The sequence below is a fragment of the Pseudomonas sp. VI4.1 genome (genome assembly GCF_002029345.1).
GTDB lineage: Bacteria > Pseudomonadota > Gammaproteobacteria > Pseudomonadales > Pseudomonadaceae > Aquipseudomonas.
In genome coordinates this window covers 1-16,320 of the sequence record NZ_MULM01000073.1, presented here as the reverse complement: position 1 = coordinate 16,320, position 16,320 = coordinate 1, and the positions used below count along the sequence as shown (strand labels likewise).

Annotated in this window: 12 protein-coding genes and 6 pseudogenes; 7 read left to right on the top strand and 11 right to left on the bottom strand. The window is 61.4% G+C overall.

Annotated features, from left to right (window positions below; genetic code table 11):
* The 3 genes and pseudogenes from BZ163_RS02435 to BZ163_RS02425 all read right to left on the bottom strand — a co-directional run.
* A pseudogene (locus BZ163_RS02435) lies at window positions 1-166 on the bottom strand (iron-containing alcohol dehydrogenase); the annotation flags it as partial.
* Between the two features lie 31 nt (window positions 167-197).
* Window positions 198-1,589, bottom strand: coding sequence for an aldehyde dehydrogenase family protein (locus BZ163_RS02430; protein ID WP_128869646.1), 1,392 nt, complete (start codon window positions 1,587-1,589; stop codon window positions 198-200).
* Between the two features lie 21 nt (window positions 1,590-1,610).
* Window positions 1,611-2,985 (bottom strand): annotated as a pseudogene (locus tag BZ163_RS02425) (glutamine synthetase family protein).
* Between the two features lie 197 nt (window positions 2,986-3,182).
* Here BZ163_RS02425 and BZ163_RS02420 point away from each other — a divergent pair.
* Together BZ163_RS02420 and BZ163_RS35260 are read left to right on the top strand one after the other, a co-directional pair.
* A complete protein-coding gene (locus BZ163_RS02420) occupies window positions 3,183-3,431 on the top strand; it encodes a hypothetical protein (RefSeq protein WP_256578909.1) in 249 nt (82 codons plus the stop codon).
* Window positions 3,355-3,561, top strand: a complete 207-nt coding sequence (locus BZ163_RS35260; RefSeq protein ID WP_256578908.1) for a hypothetical protein — start codon at window positions 3,355-3,357, stop codon at window positions 3,559-3,561. Before BZ163_RS02420 ends, BZ163_RS35260 begins: the two co-directional genes overlap by 77 nt.
* Here BZ163_RS35260 and BZ163_RS02415 read toward each other — a convergent pair.
* A pseudogene (locus BZ163_RS02415) lies at window positions 3,512-4,930 on the bottom strand (MFS transporter). The gene BZ163_RS35260 and the pseudogene BZ163_RS02415 sit on opposite strands and share 50 nt — an antisense overlap.
* Before the next feature lie 136 nt (window positions 4,931-5,066).
* Between BZ163_RS02415 and BZ163_RS02410 the strand changes: the two are divergent.
* Window positions 5,067-5,956 (top strand): annotated as a pseudogene (locus tag BZ163_RS02410) (LysR family transcriptional regulator).
* Between the two features lie 64 nt (window positions 5,957-6,020).
* On the opposite strand, the gene BZ163_RS02405 reads toward BZ163_RS02410, so the two are convergent.
* Window positions 6,021-6,281, bottom strand: a complete 261-nt coding sequence (locus BZ163_RS02405; protein WP_128869645.1) for a hypothetical protein — start codon at window positions 6,279-6,281, stop codon at window positions 6,021-6,023.
* Window positions 6,282-6,727: 446 nt separating this feature from the next.
* Between BZ163_RS02405 and BZ163_RS02400 the strand changes: the two are divergent.
* Together BZ163_RS02400 and BZ163_RS02395 are read left to right on the top strand one after the other, a co-directional pair.
* Window positions 6,728-7,794: pseudogene (locus tag BZ163_RS02400) on the top strand (hypothetical protein).
* A gap of 16 nt (window positions 7,795-7,810) precedes the next feature.
* Complete coding sequence (locus BZ163_RS02395) at window positions 7,811-8,164, top strand: DUF1428 domain-containing protein (RefSeq protein ID WP_128869644.1); 354 nt, start codon at window positions 7,811-7,813, stop codon at window positions 8,162-8,164.
* 15 nt (window positions 8,165-8,179) lie between these two features.
* Here BZ163_RS02395 and BZ163_RS02390 read toward each other — a convergent pair whose 3' ends face one another.
* Window positions 8,180-8,374 (bottom strand): hypothetical protein, encoded by a 195-nt coding sequence (locus tag BZ163_RS02390; RefSeq protein WP_128869647.1) that lies wholly within the window; start codon window positions 8,372-8,374, stop codon window positions 8,180-8,182.
* A 60-nt stretch (window positions 8,375-8,434) separates the two neighbouring features.
* On the opposite strand from BZ163_RS02390, the gene thpR reads away from it, so the two are divergent.
* Window positions 8,435-8,974, top strand: a complete 540-nt coding sequence (gene thpR, locus BZ163_RS02385) for an RNA 2',3'-cyclic phosphodiesterase (protein WP_128869643.1) — start codon at window positions 8,435-8,437, stop codon at window positions 8,972-8,974.
* Window positions 8,975-9,268: 294 nt separating this feature from the next.
* Here thpR and BZ163_RS02380 read toward each other — a convergent pair whose 3' ends face one another.
* The 5 genes and pseudogenes from BZ163_RS02380 to BZ163_RS02360 all read right to left on the bottom strand — a co-directional run bounded on the left by BZ163_RS02380 (window position 9,269) and on the right by BZ163_RS02360 (window position 14,538).
* The gene (locus BZ163_RS02380) at window positions 9,269-10,366 is read right to left on the bottom strand and encodes a polyamine ABC transporter substrate-binding protein (RefSeq protein ID WP_128869642.1); all 1,098 of its coding nucleotides are present in this window, start codon (window positions 10,364-10,366) and stop codon (window positions 9,269-9,271) included.
* A gap of 157 nt (window positions 10,367-10,523) precedes the next feature.
* Window positions 10,524-11,408: pseudogene (locus BZ163_RS02375) on the bottom strand (ABC transporter permease subunit).
* Window positions 11,405-12,286, bottom strand: coding sequence for an ABC transporter permease subunit (locus BZ163_RS02370; protein WP_168187302.1), 882 nt, complete (start codon window positions 12,284-12,286; stop codon window positions 11,405-11,407). Before BZ163_RS02370 ends, BZ163_RS02375 begins: the two are co-directional and overlap by 4 nt.
* A gap of 29 nt (window positions 12,287-12,315) precedes the next feature.
* On the bottom strand, window positions 12,316-13,458 hold the full coding sequence (locus tag BZ163_RS02365) for an ABC transporter ATP-binding protein (RefSeq protein ID WP_128869640.1): 1,143 nt from the start codon (window positions 13,456-13,458) through the stop codon (window positions 12,316-12,318).
* Window positions 13,459-13,776: 318 nt separating this feature from the next.
* Entirely contained in the window at window positions 13,777-14,538 is a 762-nt protein-coding gene (locus tag BZ163_RS02360; RefSeq protein ID WP_128869639.1) for a gamma-glutamyl-gamma-aminobutyrate hydrolase family protein, read from the bottom strand.
* A 280-nt stretch (window positions 14,539-14,818) separates the two neighbouring features.
* Here BZ163_RS02360 and BZ163_RS02355 point away from each other — a divergent pair, with 280 nt between their 5' ends.
* On the top strand, window positions 14,819-16,195 hold the full coding sequence (locus tag BZ163_RS02355) for a glutamine synthetase family protein (protein ID WP_128869638.1): 1,377 nt from the start codon (window positions 14,819-14,821) through the stop codon (window positions 16,193-16,195).
* Window positions 16,196-16,320 lie beyond the last annotated feature (125 nt).

Below are 16,320 nucleotides of genomic sequence, written 5' to 3'. Positions count from 1 at the left end.
GGGCGTCCAGCGCGGCGGCGGTGATCGGGGCGCGGGCCAGGCCGCTGTCGGTGACCAGCAGCGGTCGCTCGATTCCCTGGCTGCGGCAAGTCTCGGCCAGTTCGGCAATGCGCCCGGCACCGAAGCGGATGCTGGTGGGGTAGTTCCAGTTCGCGGTCAGGCTCATGGCTCGCCTCTCAAGGTTCAAGACTCATGGTTCAAATCTCATGGCGCAAATGGAAGGATTTCGCGCGGGTCAGATGTTCGTAGCCCAGGCGCGACAGCGTGACCCCGCGTCCGCTGTTCTTGACCCCGGTCCAGGCCAGGGCCGGGTCGAGGTAATCGCAGCGGTTCATGAACACCGTGCCGGTGTCGATCTGGTTGCCCAGGTGTTCGGCGGCGGCGAGGTGTTGGGTCCAGATGGACGCGCTGAGCCCGAACTCACTGTCGTTCATCAAGGCGATGGCTTCATCGTCGCTGGCCACCGGCATGATGCCGACCACCGGCCCGAAGCTTTCCTCGCGCATCACCGACATCTGATGGCTGACATCGACCAATACCTGAGGTGCGAGGTAAGCGCTGTCCGGCGCGTCGGCGGGAAAGGCCCTTGGGTCGATCAGCGCCCGGGCGCCCTGTGTCAGGGCTTCGGCGATCTGATCGCGGACGAAATCAGCGGCGCCACGTGACACCATCGGGCCGAGCGTGGTGGCTTCGTCCAGCGGATTGCCCAGCACATACTGGCGAGTCAAGGTAACGAATCGCTCGACAAAGGCCGGGTAGAGTTGTTCATCGACATAGATGCGCTCGATCGCGCAGCAGCTCTGTCCGGAGTTGAAGAAGCTGCCGTCCACCAGGTTTTCCACCGCGTGCTCGAGGTTGGCGTCAGCCCGGACATAGGCCGGGTCTTTGCCGCCAAGCTCCAGGCCCACCCCGACGAACTCTCCGATGGCAGCGTGTTCCATGCTCTTGCCACCTTCCACTGAACCTGTGAAGTTCACCTGCTGCACACGTCCGGAGGCAATGATCGCCCCGGTATAAACATGACTGAGCAGCAGGTTCTGGAACAGCCCATCGGGCAGATTGGCGCGGCGGAACGCCTCGGCAAACCGTTCGCCGACCAGCAGCGTTTGTGAAGCATGTTTGAGGATGACGCTGTTGCCGGCCATCAGCGCTGGAATGATCGTATTCACTGCCGTCAGATAGGGGTAATTCCACGGTGCGACGACCAATACCGTACCCAGCGGCTCGCGTTTGATAAATCGGCGAAAGCCCGCGATGGGCGTGGGCTCCAGCGCTGCCAACGCTTCAGGCGCAATGGCGATCATATGCCGGGCACGTTCTTCGAAGCCGCGCAATTCGCCTGCACCGAAGCGCACCGGGCGGCCCATCTGCCAGGCCAGTTCCGGCACGATTTCAGCCTTCATGGCCAACATTGCGTCCACTGCGGCGCTGCAGAAGGCGGCGCGTTCGCTCAGTGGCCGGTGTTTCCACAACGCCTGGGCCGCTTCGGCAGCCGCCAACGCCTGGTCGATCTGCCCGGCATCGGCGCAGCGGCGTTCGGCATAGACCCGGCCATCGACCGGCGAGATGAGCTGAATCGTTGAAGTCATGATCTTCTCGATAAAGGCGGCTCAATAGCGCTCGAAACCGCGCTGCAGTTCCCAGTCGGTAATTCGCCGGTCGTACTCCTTCTGCTCCCATTCGGCGGTGTGCACGTAGTGGTCGATCACTTCATCGCCGAATGCCTCGCGCAACATGCTCGACGTCCTGCATCGCGGCACAGGCCGCGCGCAGGGTCTTGGACACTTCCGGCAGGTGCTCGTCGACGTAGGCATCGCCTTCAAACGGCGGCGCGAGCTCAAGCTTCTCGTCGATCCCGGCCAGCCCGGCGGCAATCAACGCGGCGAACGCCAGGTACGGGTTGAGGTCGGCGCCGCCGATGCGACATTCGATGCGGATGGCTTTGCTGTCCTCGGCGCACAAGCGAAAGCCCGCGGTGCGATTGTCCCGGCTCCAGACCGCCCGCGTCGGGGCAAACGTGCCGGCCTGGAACCGCTTGTAGGAGTTGATGTAGGGCGCGAGGAAACAGGTGATGTCGTTGGCATACTTGAGCTGCCCGGCCACCCAGGCGCGCATCAGCTTCGACATGCCGAACTGCGCCTTGGCGTCGAAGAACAGCGACTTCTTGCCATTCTTGTCCCACAGCGAATTGTGGATGTGACTGCTGGAGCCGGCCGCGTCATAACGCCACTTGGCCATGAAGGTGATCGCCTTGCCCTGCAACTGCGCGATCTCCTTGCAGGCGTGCTTGATGATGACGTGGTGGTCGGCCATGGTCAGCGCATCGGCATAGCGGATGTTGATCTCTTCCTGCCCAGGCCCCCATTCACCCTTGGAGTTTTCCACGGGAATGCCCGAGGCCTGCAGATGTTTGCGAATCGCCCGCAGCACCGGTTCCTCGCGGGTGGTCTGCAGGATGTTGTAATCCTCGATGTAATGGCCGGCCGTCTTGGGCTGGTGGTAGTTGCGGTGGTGAATGGCTTCGTAGCTCTCGTCGAACAGATAGAACTCCAGTTCCGAGGCGAACATGCCGGTATAACCGCGCTGGCGCAGGCGCTCGATCTGCTTTTTCAGGATGGCCCGCGGGCTGTGCGGCAAGTCTTGCCGATGGTGATGATCGAGCACGTCGCACAGCACCAGCGCCGTGCACTCCAGCCAGGGCACCCGGCGCAAGGTGGCCATGTCCGGCTTGAGCACAAAGTCGCCATAGCCTTTGCTCCAGCTGGCGGCGGCATAACCCGGCACCGGTTCCATGTCGATGTCATCGGCCAGCAGGTAATTGCAGCAGTGGGTTTCTTCATGGCCGCTGTCGATGAAAAACTCGACCTGGAAGCGCTTGCCGACCAGCCGCCCCTGCATATCGACCATGCACACCAGCACGGTATCGATTTCGCCGGCAGCCGCGGCACGCTTGAGTTGGTCGAAACTGAGGAGGGGCTCGGTCATCACGTCAGTCCTGCGTGAAGGGGTTGGACCTTTCTGAAATAGCTGTTGCAGACGCTCTCCAGAAAAAACCAAAACCTGCAGACGCGAGCATCGTGGGCAATGAGCTGTTCTTAGCTTAGCTTACTGTTGGAATGCGCAAGTTTCGCCAATCGACGCCGAACAAGGCGGGCCGGGCACCGGCTCGCGAGGAGACACAGATGGGCAAGAAAAAAGAGCACAACCCGTACCGCCAACTGAAAAAGCAGTACCCCGATTACCTGGCCGCCGTGCAGGCGCTGGGTACGGCGGTGCGGCATGCCGGGCCCCTGGACGATGCCGTGCCAGCTGATCCAGCTCGGCGCCGCGGCAGCCATTCGCTCCGAGGGCGCGGTGCACAGCCATGCCAGGCGGGCCCTGGAAGCAGGCGCTACGCCAGAGCAGATCCGTCACGCACTGATCGCGGCTGACGAGCACGATCGGTTTCCCTACCGTCGTCGCGGCCATCAGCTGGGTGGAGGATGTGCTCGAGCAATGAACGGGCCGCCATCTACCTTGTTTGATCCGCGCGGCTGCTTAGGGCGACGGCCAATGCGGTGACGATCAGCCCCAATGCAACGGCAAAGGTGATCCGCAGGCCGCTGGCCACTGCATCGGGGTGCGCATTGCTGATCTCGGCCGTCGCCGAGGCCAGCGCAAACACTGCACCCAAGGCGCTGGCCCCGGTGATGAGCCCCAGATTGCGCGACAGGTTGAGCAGGCCGGAGATGACGCCCCGCTGGTCCGGCGCCACATCGGCCATGACCGCGGTGTTGTTGGCCGTCTGGAACAGCGCATAGCCGAGGGTGACGACCACCATGGGCACGAGGTAGCCGCCGATGCCGAGCGTGGGTGGCAATACCGATAGCGCGAGACAGCCGGCCGCCATGGCGAGCAGCCCGGCGAGGGTCATGCGTTGCGCGCCAAAATAGTCGGCGATGCGACCTGCGGGCACGCCCGTCAGCGCCACCACAAACGGCCCGACCGACAGCACCAGCCCGACCCTGACGGCATCCAGTCCGAGTGCCTGCGAGAGATAGAAGGGCCCGACCACCAGCGTCGCCATGATCACTGTCGCCAACCAGTGCGCTCATGGCGAGGCTGGCGCCGAGTTGCGGATCACGCAACAGCGACAACCTGATCAAGGGGGAGCCGACTCGGGACTCGGTGAAGACGAAGAGGGCGCAGCCAACACCTGCCGCCACCAGCAACGCCAGATTGAGGTGACCGAAGCTGCCGCGTCCGAGTGTCATGGCCAAGGCGTAGGCCCCCAGCGTCAGCGCCAACAGCAGGGTGCCCAGCGAGTCGAAGCGGGCACCCTCGGACCTGGTTTTGGGGCGATCGGCCGGCAAGTGGCGATGCGCGAGCACCCCGTAACCAGACCCAGTGGCACGGTGCTCAGGAAGAGTGCCTGCCAGCCGAAACCGGCGATCAGCATGCCGCCCAGGGACGGCCCCAACGCGGTGCCAATCGCCGACATCGTCCCCAGCAACCCCATGGCGCTGCCGGTTTTTTCCTTGGCCACCGTCTCGCCGACGAAAGCCATGGTCAGCGCCATCATCATTGCCGCGCCGAGCCCCTGCAGCGCCCGGGCGCCTATCAGCAGCCACAGCGTCGGCGCCAGGGCGCACAGGGCCGAGGCCAGGGTGAACAGGCCAATGCCGCACAGCAGCAGGAGTCGACGACCGATGAGGTCGCCGAGCCGACCGACGCTGACGATCAGGCTGGTGATCGCCAGCAGATAAGCGAGGACGATCCATTGCACCTGCTGGAACGGGGCGTCGAATACGGCGGCCAGGGTCGGCAGGCCGACGTTGGCGATGCTGGTGCCCAGCGCGGACAGCAACATCGACAGCGCCAGGCTGGCCAATGCCCAGCGCACTGAGGCAGTGGGTTGTACGGAGTCCGCTGCTGCAATAGTTGGCTTCATCTCGCCCCTCTTTTGTGAAGTCACTCCCCAAGTGGAGCTGTCACAAAGGTACGTCCGGGCCTAACATGGCGGAAGGCGCAGCAGTTGCAGTTGATAAGTGCGTCAAACGCCATGTCACCATGCCGAGGGGCGATAGATGTCCACTCCCGATTTCAATCTGCTGGTCACCCTTGATGTGCTGCTTGCCGAAGGCAGCGTTGCGCGCGCCGCCAAGCGCTTGCGACTGAGCCCTTCGGCGATGAGTCGGGCGCTGGCACGCTTGCGCGAAACCACCGGCGATCCGCTGCTGGTCAGGGCCGGACGGAGCCTGGTGCCGACACCCCGGGCGCTGGAGCTGCGTGAGCGGGTCAGTCAGCTGGTGCAGGACGCAGAAGCGGTATTGCGGCCAGCCGAGCAGCCGGACCTCAGGCAACTCAGCCGCACCTTCACCCTGCGCAGCAGTGAAGGCTTCGTCGAGAATTTCGGCGCGGCGCGCATTGCGCGCATGGCCGGGCAGCGCCCGGGGTACGGCTGCGCTTCATGCACAAACCCGACAAGGACAGCACTGCATTGCGCGACGGCACGATCGATCTGGAGACGGGCGTAGTGGGCAAGTCGGCCAGCCCCGAGTTGCGGACACAGGGCTTGTTTCGCGACCGTTTGATTGGCGTTATACGCGGGGGGCATCCACTGGCGCAGGGCGAGATCACCCCCGCCCGGTTTGCGGCGGGCAGCCACATCAGCGTGTCCCGGCGGGGGCTCGAAAGGGGGCCGATCGATGAGGCCCTGGCGTCGCGGGAACTGGAGCGGCAGATCGTGACCATAGTCGCCGGTTTCTCGACCGCCCTGGCCCTGGCCCGGGCTACCGACCTGATCGCCAGTGTGCCTGAACGGCATACCGCCAGCCTGCGCGAAGGGATGCACAGCTTCGCTTTACCCTTTGCCGTGCCGACGTTCACCGTGGCCATGCTGTGGCACCCGCGGCTGGATGCGGATCCTGCCCACCGGTGGTTGCGCAGTTGTGTTCATGAGGTGTGTGCGCAGTAAGGCAACAACTCGTGATCAAGTTGAAACCCCTGTACACAGGCGCATCAGTGTTAACCAGCCGGTGTCAAAAGGTAAATGAACGGGACGAATGCTGCGCCATTCCGACGTCCAGCAGATGCTCGACCAGCACGTCGTTCAAGAAGCGGAACTGATCGTTGAGCCCGACCACTTCGTTGTTGAAGTGGTGGGTGGCAGCCGGCATCAGCAACGCCTCGAAGTCCTGGTCGAACACCAGCGAGCGTTCTTTGCGCGAAACGACTTGCTGGGCGTAGTAGTTGTTGCCGAACACCGGAAAACTCACGGCCAGGGTAATGGCGTGGATCATGACGTGCGCTCCTCGGACAGGATGTACCAGGCAAAAATGCTCAGGGTGACGGCGGTCAGGGCCAGGCAGGTCAGGAGATGGATGATCATGATGTGCCCCTCCGGTGCGGGGTTTTGTGATGGGTTGAGATTGATCCTACGCTGACGGGTTTTTAGCGGAAGGCATTCGTGGCGATGGTGGATATCGATGTAAGTGATGGTCGGGTATTTTGTGGTGTTCTTGAGGGCCTCTTCGCGAGCAAGCCCGCTCCCACAGTGGATTTGTGGTGGGACACTGTTTCGTGAACGACACAGTCCCAATGTGGGAGCGGGCTTGCTCGCGAAGAGGCCCTGAGGCCCCGCCACAACATCCAGACGAATGGCCAAGGACTGCCACCTATACTCAAATCAGAAGGCTTCCAACCCCCGGATATCCTGTTCAGGGGAAGTCTGTAGGACACCGCGATCTTGAACCTGCGTTCGCTGATCGTCGCCGTGCTGGTGGTGCTGGCGGGGTGCGTCGCGCCTGCGCGTGCCCCGGTGACAGCCCCGCCGGTGGTGATTTCCCAGAGCACCTGGCAGCAGGTGGACCGGGAGATCGTTGCAGCGTCGCAATCGGCCACCGAGCAGGCCAAGATCTACTCGCGCGGTGCCATGGATTACTGGCGAACCCGGGTCTATCAATTGACCGAAGAAAACTTCATCCCCTGGTTCAGCAGTTACTGGACCCAGGAATGGATATCGATGAAGGTCAGCTGGTACAGCCTCAGCGCGAAGGGCGAACAGGATGCCTCGGCCAAGCGCCTGGCCGCCTATCTGCTGGAGCAATACCAGGAGCGGGTGCTGGCGCCGGTCGCGGTGGAGATCGATCCCGACCAGATTCTCAGCCTGGCCATGGCGTTCTACGTCGACATTCTTCAGGAAGAACTGCAGCGCATCTCCCAGCGCCATGGCGTACCGATGGCCCAGCTCAATGGCCGGATCCAGAAGATCCCGGCCATCGCCCTGGGACCGCCGCCGGCACGGAACGCCTCGCTTTACCAGGTGGTGCATACCCAGCCGCTGAATACCTTGCCGGCGTATGCGGCGATGATCGACAGATTCACAAAGCGGGCGGCGACAAGGGCGTGGACAACACTGACACCGCCATGGCGCCGGTAGCCAAGCGTGCGAGCAAAAGGATCGAAGCCGAAATGGCCCCGCGCGGGGCTGCCAGTGCCGTGGCCGCAGCCGCGGGGAAACTGGCCGGGGCGTTGATTTCCGTGGGGGTGGCGGGCGTACGGGCGATCATTCAGGCCAACGACCGGCCGGATAGCGAAGCGCTGATTCGCAGCAGCCTGGGCAATACGTTCGACAAGGCCTGGGTGAAGCTGGTGCAAAACCCGACGAGCGGCGTGATGGCGGGGACGCTGTAGATGGCGGCGCAGATTGAAGGCAACCTGGCGAGCAGCGCCGAAGTACCGTCGGTCAGTTCGGGCAGCGGATCGGTCGATTGGACCGCGACCCAGTCGACTAACCAGCAGATGGCCCCATGACCCAAGGAGAACGACCATGTCCTACGTAGATGGCTTTGTGATTGCCGTACCTACCGCCAACCGCGAAAAATTCAAGCAACACGCCGAGTCCGCCGCCGCCATTTTCATCGAGAACGGGGCGCTCAGCCTTGCCGAATGCTGGGGCGACGATGTACCTGATGGCAAGGTGACGTCATTTCCCATGGCGGTGAAGCTCAAGGACGACGAAACCGTGGTGTTTTCCTGGATCGTCTGGCCCGACAAGGCCACGCGGGACAAGGGCATGGAAAAACTCATGGCCGATCCGCGGCTGCAGCCCGACGTCAATCCGATGCCGTTCGATGGCCAGCGCATGATCTTCGGCGGTTTCGACATGCTCGTGAAGGCTTGAAAGCCTCGGGCAGGATCACTCCGGCGTCGGGGTGATCCTGCAACTCTTGCGTTGACGAATCTCGCTGTCCGACGGCCGCTCCCTGACGAACTCGAAGCGCGGCTCACCTTCGTTGTAATGAACCAGCCAACCCCATTCCAGCTCGGTCTCATCCTGCCCGGGTTTCGGTGGCACGGCCCACCATGGCTCCTTGCTGATGATTTCTCGCATGGCCCCCTCCAGTTGAATCGTTTGCATGAACTATAACTTGGATGTCAGGAGGTGCCACGCATGAGCGACGAATCCCACGAGCCGTTGAAACGACTGTTTTTTGCCCTGGACTGCGCGCCTGCCCAACGCAAGGCGATTGCCCAATGGCGCGCTGACCTGCAGCTCAGGAGCGGACGCCCGGTGCCGGCGGAAAACTTTCACCTGACCCTGTTGTTTTTGGGCGCGGTCGGCGTAGCCCGGATTGCAGAAATCTGTACGGTTGCCGCGAAGGTCCGTAAACCGGGGGTGTCAATGCGGGTGGTGCTGGATCGTCTGGAGGTCTGGCGCCGGGCAGGGGTGCTGGTGCTGGCACCCGATCAGGCACCGCCGCAGTTGCTGCGTCTGGTGTATGCGCTGGAACAGGCGATGTTGCCGTTCGGGTTTGAAGAGACACCGAAGGAGTTCCGCCCGCACCTGACGTTGATGCGCGACTATCGAATGCCGGTGCCAGAATCTGTGACGCCACCCGAGTTCTTTTTGCGCGCCGAACACTTCACCTTGTTCGAATCCCATAAAGGCCGCTATCGGGCATTGGCGCAATGGCCGTTGGGTGCGTCGTAGTACACACAAAAAAAGGCGCCCGAGGGCGCCAAACTTCACCTGAACCGAGGAAGCCAGGCGAGGCCGTTCGTCAGAGAGGAGGGCAGCGGTGGTAAGGCGCTGCGTGAACGGAAAAAGAGAGCGCACCGCGGTCCACTGTGGGAGCGGGCTTGCTCGCGAATGCGGTAGATCAGTCACCACAAGTGTTGAATATGATGGCCTCTTCGCGAGCAAGTCGGATCGCCGCACCGCCGCTCCCACAGTTGATCTGCGGGGATCAAAAAATGTGTGTCCGGCACAGGAGCATTAGGGTATTTACTGACCGAGCTTCACCCGCGTCCACCCCCGGGTCATCACCCGCTGCACGCCAATCGGCATATCTGGAATCGCATACAAGGTCGCCATCACCGCCTGCGATGGATACGACCCCGGATCATCGCGAATCGCCTCATCGACCAAAGGCGTCGCCGCCGCGTTGGCATTGCTGTAGCCGATGTTGTTGGTGATCTCGGCGATGATGTCCGGGCGCATCAGGAAGTTCATGAACAGGTAGGCGTTGTCCACGTTCGCCGCATCCCGCGGGATGGCGACCATGTCGTAGAAACTGCCGGCGCCTTCTTTGGGAATGCTGTAGTCGATTTTCACCTTGTCGCCGGCTTCCTGCGCGCGAGCCTTGGCTTGCAGCACATCGCCGGAGTAACCGACGGCGACGCAGATGTTGCCATTGGCCAGGTCCGAGATGTACTTCGACGAATGAAAGTAAGCCACCGACGGGCGGATCTTCATGAACAGGGCTTCGGCTTCGGCGATCTGCGCCTTGTCCTGGGAGTTCACCGGATAGCCCAGGTAGTGCAGGGCGGCCGGGAGCATCTCGGTTGGCGAATCGAGGAAGCTGATGCCGCACGCCTTCAGTTTTTCGGCGTTTTCCGGTTTGAACAGCAGATCCCAGGAATTGGTCGGCGCGTTGGCACCCAGCACTTGCTTGACCTTGTCCGGGTTGAAACCGATGCCGATCGAGCCCCACATGTAGGGGAAGGCATGGCCGTTATCCGGATCGCTGGCGGAAGCGTTTTTCAGCAGGACCGGGTTGAGGTTTTTCCAGTTCGTCAGTTTCGACTTGTCCAGTTCCTGATAGACCCCGGCCTTGATCTGCTTGGCCAGGAAACTGTTGGACGGCACCACGATGTCGTAGCCGGATTTGCCGGCCAGCAGCCGTGCTTCGAGGGTTTCGTTACTGTCGAACACATCGTAGGTCACGCGGATGCCGGTCTCGTCTTCGAACTTCTTGACGGTGTCCGGCGCGATGTAATCCGACCAGTTGTAGACGCGCAGTACCTTGTCATTGGCCTGGGCGCCGGTAACCATTGCGCCCAATAAGGACAGTGTCAGCAGAGTCCTGCCAAACATTTTCATCGGTACAACTCCAATTCTTTTCTTATTCAAAAATCATACACGAACTGTAGGAGCGAGCTTGCTCGCGATGGACTTCAACGATGATGTGGGCTGCCTGAATTAACGCGGCGTCCCTTGAGCCCATCGCGAGCAAGCTCGCTCCTACAGGGGGGCGGCACTAGGCCGTGGCTTCTGCCAGTTGCTTTTGCGGTTGCTGCCAGGATTCGCTGGCGGTCTGGTCCATCGCTTCCTGGATCGCCCGTTTGCGGGTGGCTTCTGCACGACGGCTGAAATACCAGACCATGAAGGTCACGATCGATACCGCCAGCAAAATCAGGCTGGCCACGGCGTTGATCTCCGGTTTCACCCCCAGGCGCACCGCCGAGAACACTTCCATCGGCAAGGTCGTCGAACCCGGGCCCGAGACGAAGCTCGCCAGCACCAGGTCATCCAGCGACAGGGCAAACGACATCATGCCGCCCGCCGCCAGAGACGGCGCGATCATCGGAATGGTGATCAGGAAAAACACCTTGAACGGCTTCGCCCCGAGGTCCATGGCCGCTTCTTCGATGGACAGGTCCAGCTCGCGAAGGCGGGCGGAGACTACCACCGCGACATACGCGGCACAAAAGGTGGTGTGGGCGATCCAGATCGTGACGATGCCACGCTCCATCGGCCAGCCGATCAATTGCGCCATGCCACGAACAGCAGCAACAGCGACAGACCGGTGATCACTTCCGGCATCACCAAGGGGCGCCGTCACCAGGCCACCGAACAAGGTGCGGCCCTTGAAGCGCGTCACCCGGGTCAGCACAAACGCCGCCAGGGTCCCCAGCGCCACCGCGGCAATCGCGGTGTAGCAGGCGATTTCCAGCGAGCGCACCACCGAGCCCATCAGTTGCGAGTTGTCGAGCAGGCCGGCGTACCACTTGAACGACCAGCCACCCCACACCGTCACCAGTTTCGAGGCGTTGAACGAGTAGATCACCAGGATCAGCATCGGCAGGTAGATAAACGACAGGCCGAAAATCAGCATGAACTTTGAAAATCCGAAGCGTTTCATCCCCGACCCTCCATCTCTTTGGCCTGGCTACGGTTGAACAACAGGATCGGCACAATCAGGATCAACAGCATCACCACCGCCAGGGCGGACGCCACCGGCCAGTCGCGGTTGTTGAAGAACTCCTGCCACAGCACACGACCGATCATCAGGGTTTCGGGACCGCCCAACAGTTCCGGAATCACGAACTCGCCGACCACCGGAATGAATACCAGCATGGCGCCGGCGATGATGCCGTTCCTGGCCAGCGGCACGGTGATTTTCCAGAAGTTGTTGAAGTTGCTCGAGCCCAGGTCGGACGCGGCTTCCAGCAGGCTTTGATCGTGCTTGACCAGGTTGGCGTACAGCGGCAGCACCATGAACGGCAAGTACGCGTAAACAACCCCGATATAGACCGCGGTGTTGGTGTTGAGGATCTCGATCGGGTGGTCGGTCAGCCCGGTCCACATCAGGAACCCGTTGAGCAAACCGTTGTTGCTGAGGATGCCCATCCACGCGTAGACCCGGATCAGGATCGCGGTCCAGGTCGGCATCATGATCAGCAACAACAGAACGTTCTGGGTTTCCTTGTTGGCCTTGGTGATCGCGTAGGCCATCGGGAAGCCGAGCACCAGGCACATCAGCGTGCTGAAAAACGCGACCTTCAGCGAGCCGAAGTAAGCCGAGATGTACAACTCATCCTGGGTCAGCAGCGAGTAGTTGCCGAGGTTCAGCAGCAGCTCGAATTTCTGCTCGGCGAAGGTGTAGATCTCGGAGTAGGGAGGAATGGCCAGCGCCGCTTCCGAGAAGCTGATCTTCATCACCAGGAAGAACGGCAGCAGGAAAAACAGGCACAGCCAGAGGAACGGAATCCCGATGACGAGCTTGCGACCACTCGGCATCAGCCGCAGGAACTGCTGATTGAGTGTGTTCATGAGCGCAGTACCACGCCGCTGTCGTCTTCCCACCACACGTAGACCTTGTCGTCCCAGGTCGGACGCGCACCACGGCGTTCGGCGTTGGCCATGAACGACTGCACCACTTTGCCCCCGGGCAGCTCGACGTAAAACACCGAGTGGCCGCCGAGGTAGGCGATGTCATGCACCTTGCCGCTGGACCAGTTGTAGCGGGTCTCGGGCTGGGTGGTGCTGACCAGCAGTTTTTCCGGGCGGATGGCGTAGGTAATCGACTTGTCCTGCACCGAGGTGCTGACGCCGTGGCCGACGTAGATCTTCTGCTCCAGATCCTTGCTGTGAATGATCGCGTGACCTTCCAGGTCCTCGACCACGGTGCCTTCAAAGGCGTTCACGTTGCCGATGAATTCGCAGACCATGCGGCTGACCGGCGCCTCATAGATGTCCACCGGGCTGCCGATCTGCGCGATCCAGCCCAGGTGCATGATCGCAATGCGCTGGGCCATGGTCATGGCCTCTTCCTGGTCGTGGGTCACCATCACGCACGTCACGCCGACGCGCTCGATGATCTCGACCAGCTCAAGCTGCATCTGCGAGCGCAGCTTCTTGTCCAGCGCGCCCATCGGTTCATCCAGCAGCAACAGCTTCGGACGCTTGGCCAGGGAGCGGGCGAGGGCCACACGCTGACGCTGACCACCGGACAACTGGTGGGGTTTGCGTTTGGCGTATTGGGTCATGTGCACCAGGCGCAGCATCTCTTCCACGCGGGCGTCGATTTCACTGGCGGGCAAACGGTCCTGCTTCAGGCCGAAGGCGATGTTCTGCGCCACCGTCATGTGCGGGAACAAGGCGTAGGACTGGAACATCATGTTGATCGGCCGTTCGTACGGCGGCATGTCGGTGATGTCCACGCCATCGAGCAGAATCCGCCCTTCGGTCGGGCGCTCGAAGCCGGCGAGCATGCGCAGCAGCGTCGATTTACCCGAGCCGGAACCGCCGAGCAGGGCGAAGATTTCCCCTTGATGGATCTCAAGCGAGACATCGTCCACCGCGGTGGTTTCGTCGAATTTCTTGGTGACGCGGTCGATTTTCACCAGCACCTTTTTCGGTGCCTGGTGACCTTCAAGAGCCTTCCTGTAGACGCTGGAGGCGTTTGCCATGTGAAACTCCCAACAGGTTTCAGTCGTCGGGCCAACGCGGCCTGACTTAAGAGTGGATTGCAAGCCCGGGACACCCCCTGTAGGAGCTGGCTTGCCAGCGAAGGCGTCCTTTCAGCCAACAATGATGTCGACTGGAAGGGCCCCTTCGCTGGCAAGCCAGCTCCTACAGGGGATCGCGCGCCGGCCTGGCTTATTCGGCACCGCCGTCCTGGCTGCCTGTTCGTACTTGTTGTTATTGCAGTGTGTTGTTGTCGCAAGTCACGGACGCGCAAAGGCACGCCCGCCTGACTCGCGGGGGCATTAAAAGGGTGTTTTAAGTCAGCGCCTGTTACGCAAAGCGGCCCGTCGCCGGCACGCCTCGCCAAACGCCTGGAAAATACTCAAATAAGGAGGATTGGCCAGCACCTGCCATTCCGGATGCCACTGCACCCCAACGGCGAAGGCCTTACTGTGCTCCACCGAAATCGCCTCGATCAAACCGTCCGGCGCCACCGCTTCCGAGCGCAGGCCAGGAGCCAATCGATCAATGCCCTGACTGTGAATCGAATTGACCTGGAACACCGGCGGCAGATCCAGCGCTTCGAACACGCCGCCCGGCTGCACCGTCACCGCATGCGCCGGTGCGTATTGCACCGCCAGCTCCGGACTGTCCGCTTCGCGGTGATCGAGCATGCCCGGCAATTCATGCACCTTCTGGTGCAGGCTGCCGCCGAACGCCACGTTCATTTCCTGAAAGCCGCGGCAGATGCCGAGCACCGGAACACCGGCGGCGATGGCTGCACGCAATAAAGGAAGGGTGGTGGCATCCCGCGCCGGATCGTGATCCGTGCCGGGGGCGCTGGCCGGGCCTTGATAGTGGAAGGGTTCCACATTCGACGGCGAGCCGGTGAGCAACAGACCGTCGAGCTGCGCGAGCAGGTCCTCGATATCGGTCAGGTCGCCCAGGGAAGGAATGACCACAGGCAGCCCCGGAGCCGCGACGCTGACAGCGCGCAAGTACTTGTCGCCGCTGACGTGGTAGGGGTGCAGGCCAATCTGTTTGACGCAGGCTGTAACGCCGATCAATGGCTTGAGTGCCATTTTTATCACCTCGAAGTTTCACACTTGAACGAGCTTTTCCGGAGCTTAGCCTTGTTGATTTTAATTAACAACTCTCATGTAAAAAATTCTAAACGCCGCACGTCCGGTACTGATGGATTACGCGGTGCTCAAGGCTGATCTGGCACTATAGCGCCCATAAAACGCCCGAAAATAAAGGTTGAAAGGCCAAGTGTTCGCTATTGACTTCACTTTGCCTTTCGGATTGACTGGGCTCGTGACAAGGTAGTGAACATAATAATTAACAGCTAATAGGTGCATCATGTCGGTCCCTCTGCGTACCGTTCAACTCAACGAAGCAAACGCATTCCTTAAGAAATATCCTGAGGTTTTGTACGTCGACCTTCTGATTGCGGATATGAACGGTGTGGTGCGCGGCAAGCGCATCGAGCGCACCAGTCTTCATAAGGTTTACGAAAAAGGCATCAACCTCCCGGCGTCACTGTTTGCTCTGGACATCAACGGTTCCACGGTGGAAAGCACCGGCCTGGGTCTGGACATCGGTGACTCAGACCGAATCTGCTTCCCCATCCCTGATACGCTCAGCATCGAGCCCTGGCAGAAGCGCCCGACTGCGCAACTGTTAATGACCATGCACGAACTCGAAGGCCAGCCGTTCTTCGCTGACCCGCGCGAAGTGCTGCGTCAGGTGGTGAGCAAATTCGATGCGATGGGCCTGACCATCTGCGCCGCGTTCGAACTCGAGTTCTACCTGATCGACCAGGACAACGTGAACGGTCGCCCGCAATCGCCACGCTCGCCAGTGTCCGGCAAACGTCCGATCTCGACCCAGGTGTACCTGATCGACGACCTGGACGAATACGTCGACTGCCTGCAAGACATCCTCGAAGGCGCGAAAGAGCAGGGCATTCCTGCCGACGCCATCGTCAAGGAAAGCGCCCCGGCGCAGTTCGAAGTGAACCTGCATCACGTCAATGACCCGATCAAGGCTTGCGACTACGCGGTGTTGCTCAAGCGTCTGGTGAAGAACATCGCCTACGACCACGAGATGGACACCACCTTCATGGCCAAGCCGTATCCGGGCCAGGCCGGTAATGGTTTGCACGTGCACATTTCGATACTCGACAAGGAAGGCAACAACATCTTCGCCAGCGAGGATCCCGAGCAGAACGCCGCGCTGCGACACGCGATCGGCGGTGTGCTCGAGACCCTGCCGGCGCAGATGGCGTTCCTGTGCCCGAACGTCAACTCGTACCGGCGTTTTGGCGCGCAGTTTTATGTGCCGAACTCGCCAAGCTGGGGCATCGACAACCGTACCGTCGCGGTGCGTGTGCCGACCGGTTCGCCAGATTCCGTGCGCATCGAACACCGGGTTGCCGGCGCCGACGCCAACCCGTACCTGCTGATGGCCTCGGTCCTGGCCGGTATCCACCACGGCCTGACCAACGAAATCGAACCGGGCGCCCCGGTGGAAGGCAACAGCTACGAGCAGAACGAGCAGAGCCTGCCAAACAACCTGCGCGACGCCCTGCGCGAGCTGGACGACAGCGAAGTCATGTCGCGCTACATCGACCCGATGTACATCGACGTGTTCGTGGCGTGCAAGGAAAGCGAGCTGGCCGAGTTCGAGAACTCCATCTCCGACCTTGAGTACAACTGGTACCTGCACACGGTTTGATGTGCCTGAGCGGTGGGGCATCGTTATTGATGTCGCCTGACCCACCGCTTTCGCTGGCAAGCCAGCTCCTACAGTTGACTCTGTGTCGTTCACACCTTTTGTGTACGACACAACTCCCCTGTAGG

What these genes read in the sequence shown, in the direction of transcription:
- BZ163_RS02430 (WP_128869646.1), bottom strand. Translation starts at nt 1,589, where the DNA reads ATGACTTCAACGATTCAGCTCATCTCGCCGGTCGATGGCCGGGTCTAT.
- BZ163_RS02420 (WP_256578909.1), top strand. Translation starts at nt 3,183, where the DNA reads ATGGGCAAGAAAAAAGAGCACAACCCGTACCGCCAACTGAAAAAGCAG.
- BZ163_RS02405 (WP_128869645.1), bottom strand. Translation starts at nt 6,281, where the DNA reads ATGATCCACGCCATTACCCTGGCCGTGAGTTTTCCGGTGTTCGGCAAC.
- BZ163_RS02395 (WP_128869644.1), top strand. Translation starts at nt 7,811, where the DNA reads ATGTCCTACGTAGATGGCTTTGTGATTGCCGTACCTACCGCCAACCGC.
- BZ163_RS02390 (WP_128869647.1), bottom strand. Translation starts at nt 8,374, where the DNA reads ATGCGAGAAATCATCAGCAAGGAGCCATGGTGGGCCGTGCCACCGAAA.
- thpR (WP_128869643.1), top strand. Translation starts at nt 8,435, where the DNA reads ATGAGCGACGAATCCCACGAGCCGTTGAAACGACTGTTTTTTGCCCTG.
- BZ163_RS02380 (WP_128869642.1), bottom strand. Translation starts at nt 10,366, where the DNA reads ATGAAAATGTTTGGCAGGACTCTGCTGACACTGTCCTTATTGGGCGCA.
- BZ163_RS02370 (WP_168187302.1), bottom strand. Translation starts at nt 12,286, where the DNA reads ATGCCGAGTGGTCGCAAGCTCGTCATCGGGATTCCGTTCCTCTGGCTG.
- BZ163_RS02365 (WP_128869640.1), bottom strand. Translation starts at nt 13,458, where the DNA reads ATGGCAAACGCCTCCAGCGTCTACAGGAAGGCTCTTGAAGGTCACCAG.
- BZ163_RS02360 (WP_128869639.1), bottom strand. Translation starts at nt 14,538, where the DNA reads ATGGCACTCAAGCCATTGATCGGCGTTACAGCCTGCGTCAAACAGATT.
- BZ163_RS02355 (WP_128869638.1), top strand. Translation starts at nt 14,819, where the DNA reads ATGTCGGTCCCTCTGCGTACCGTTCAACTCAACGAAGCAAACGCATTC.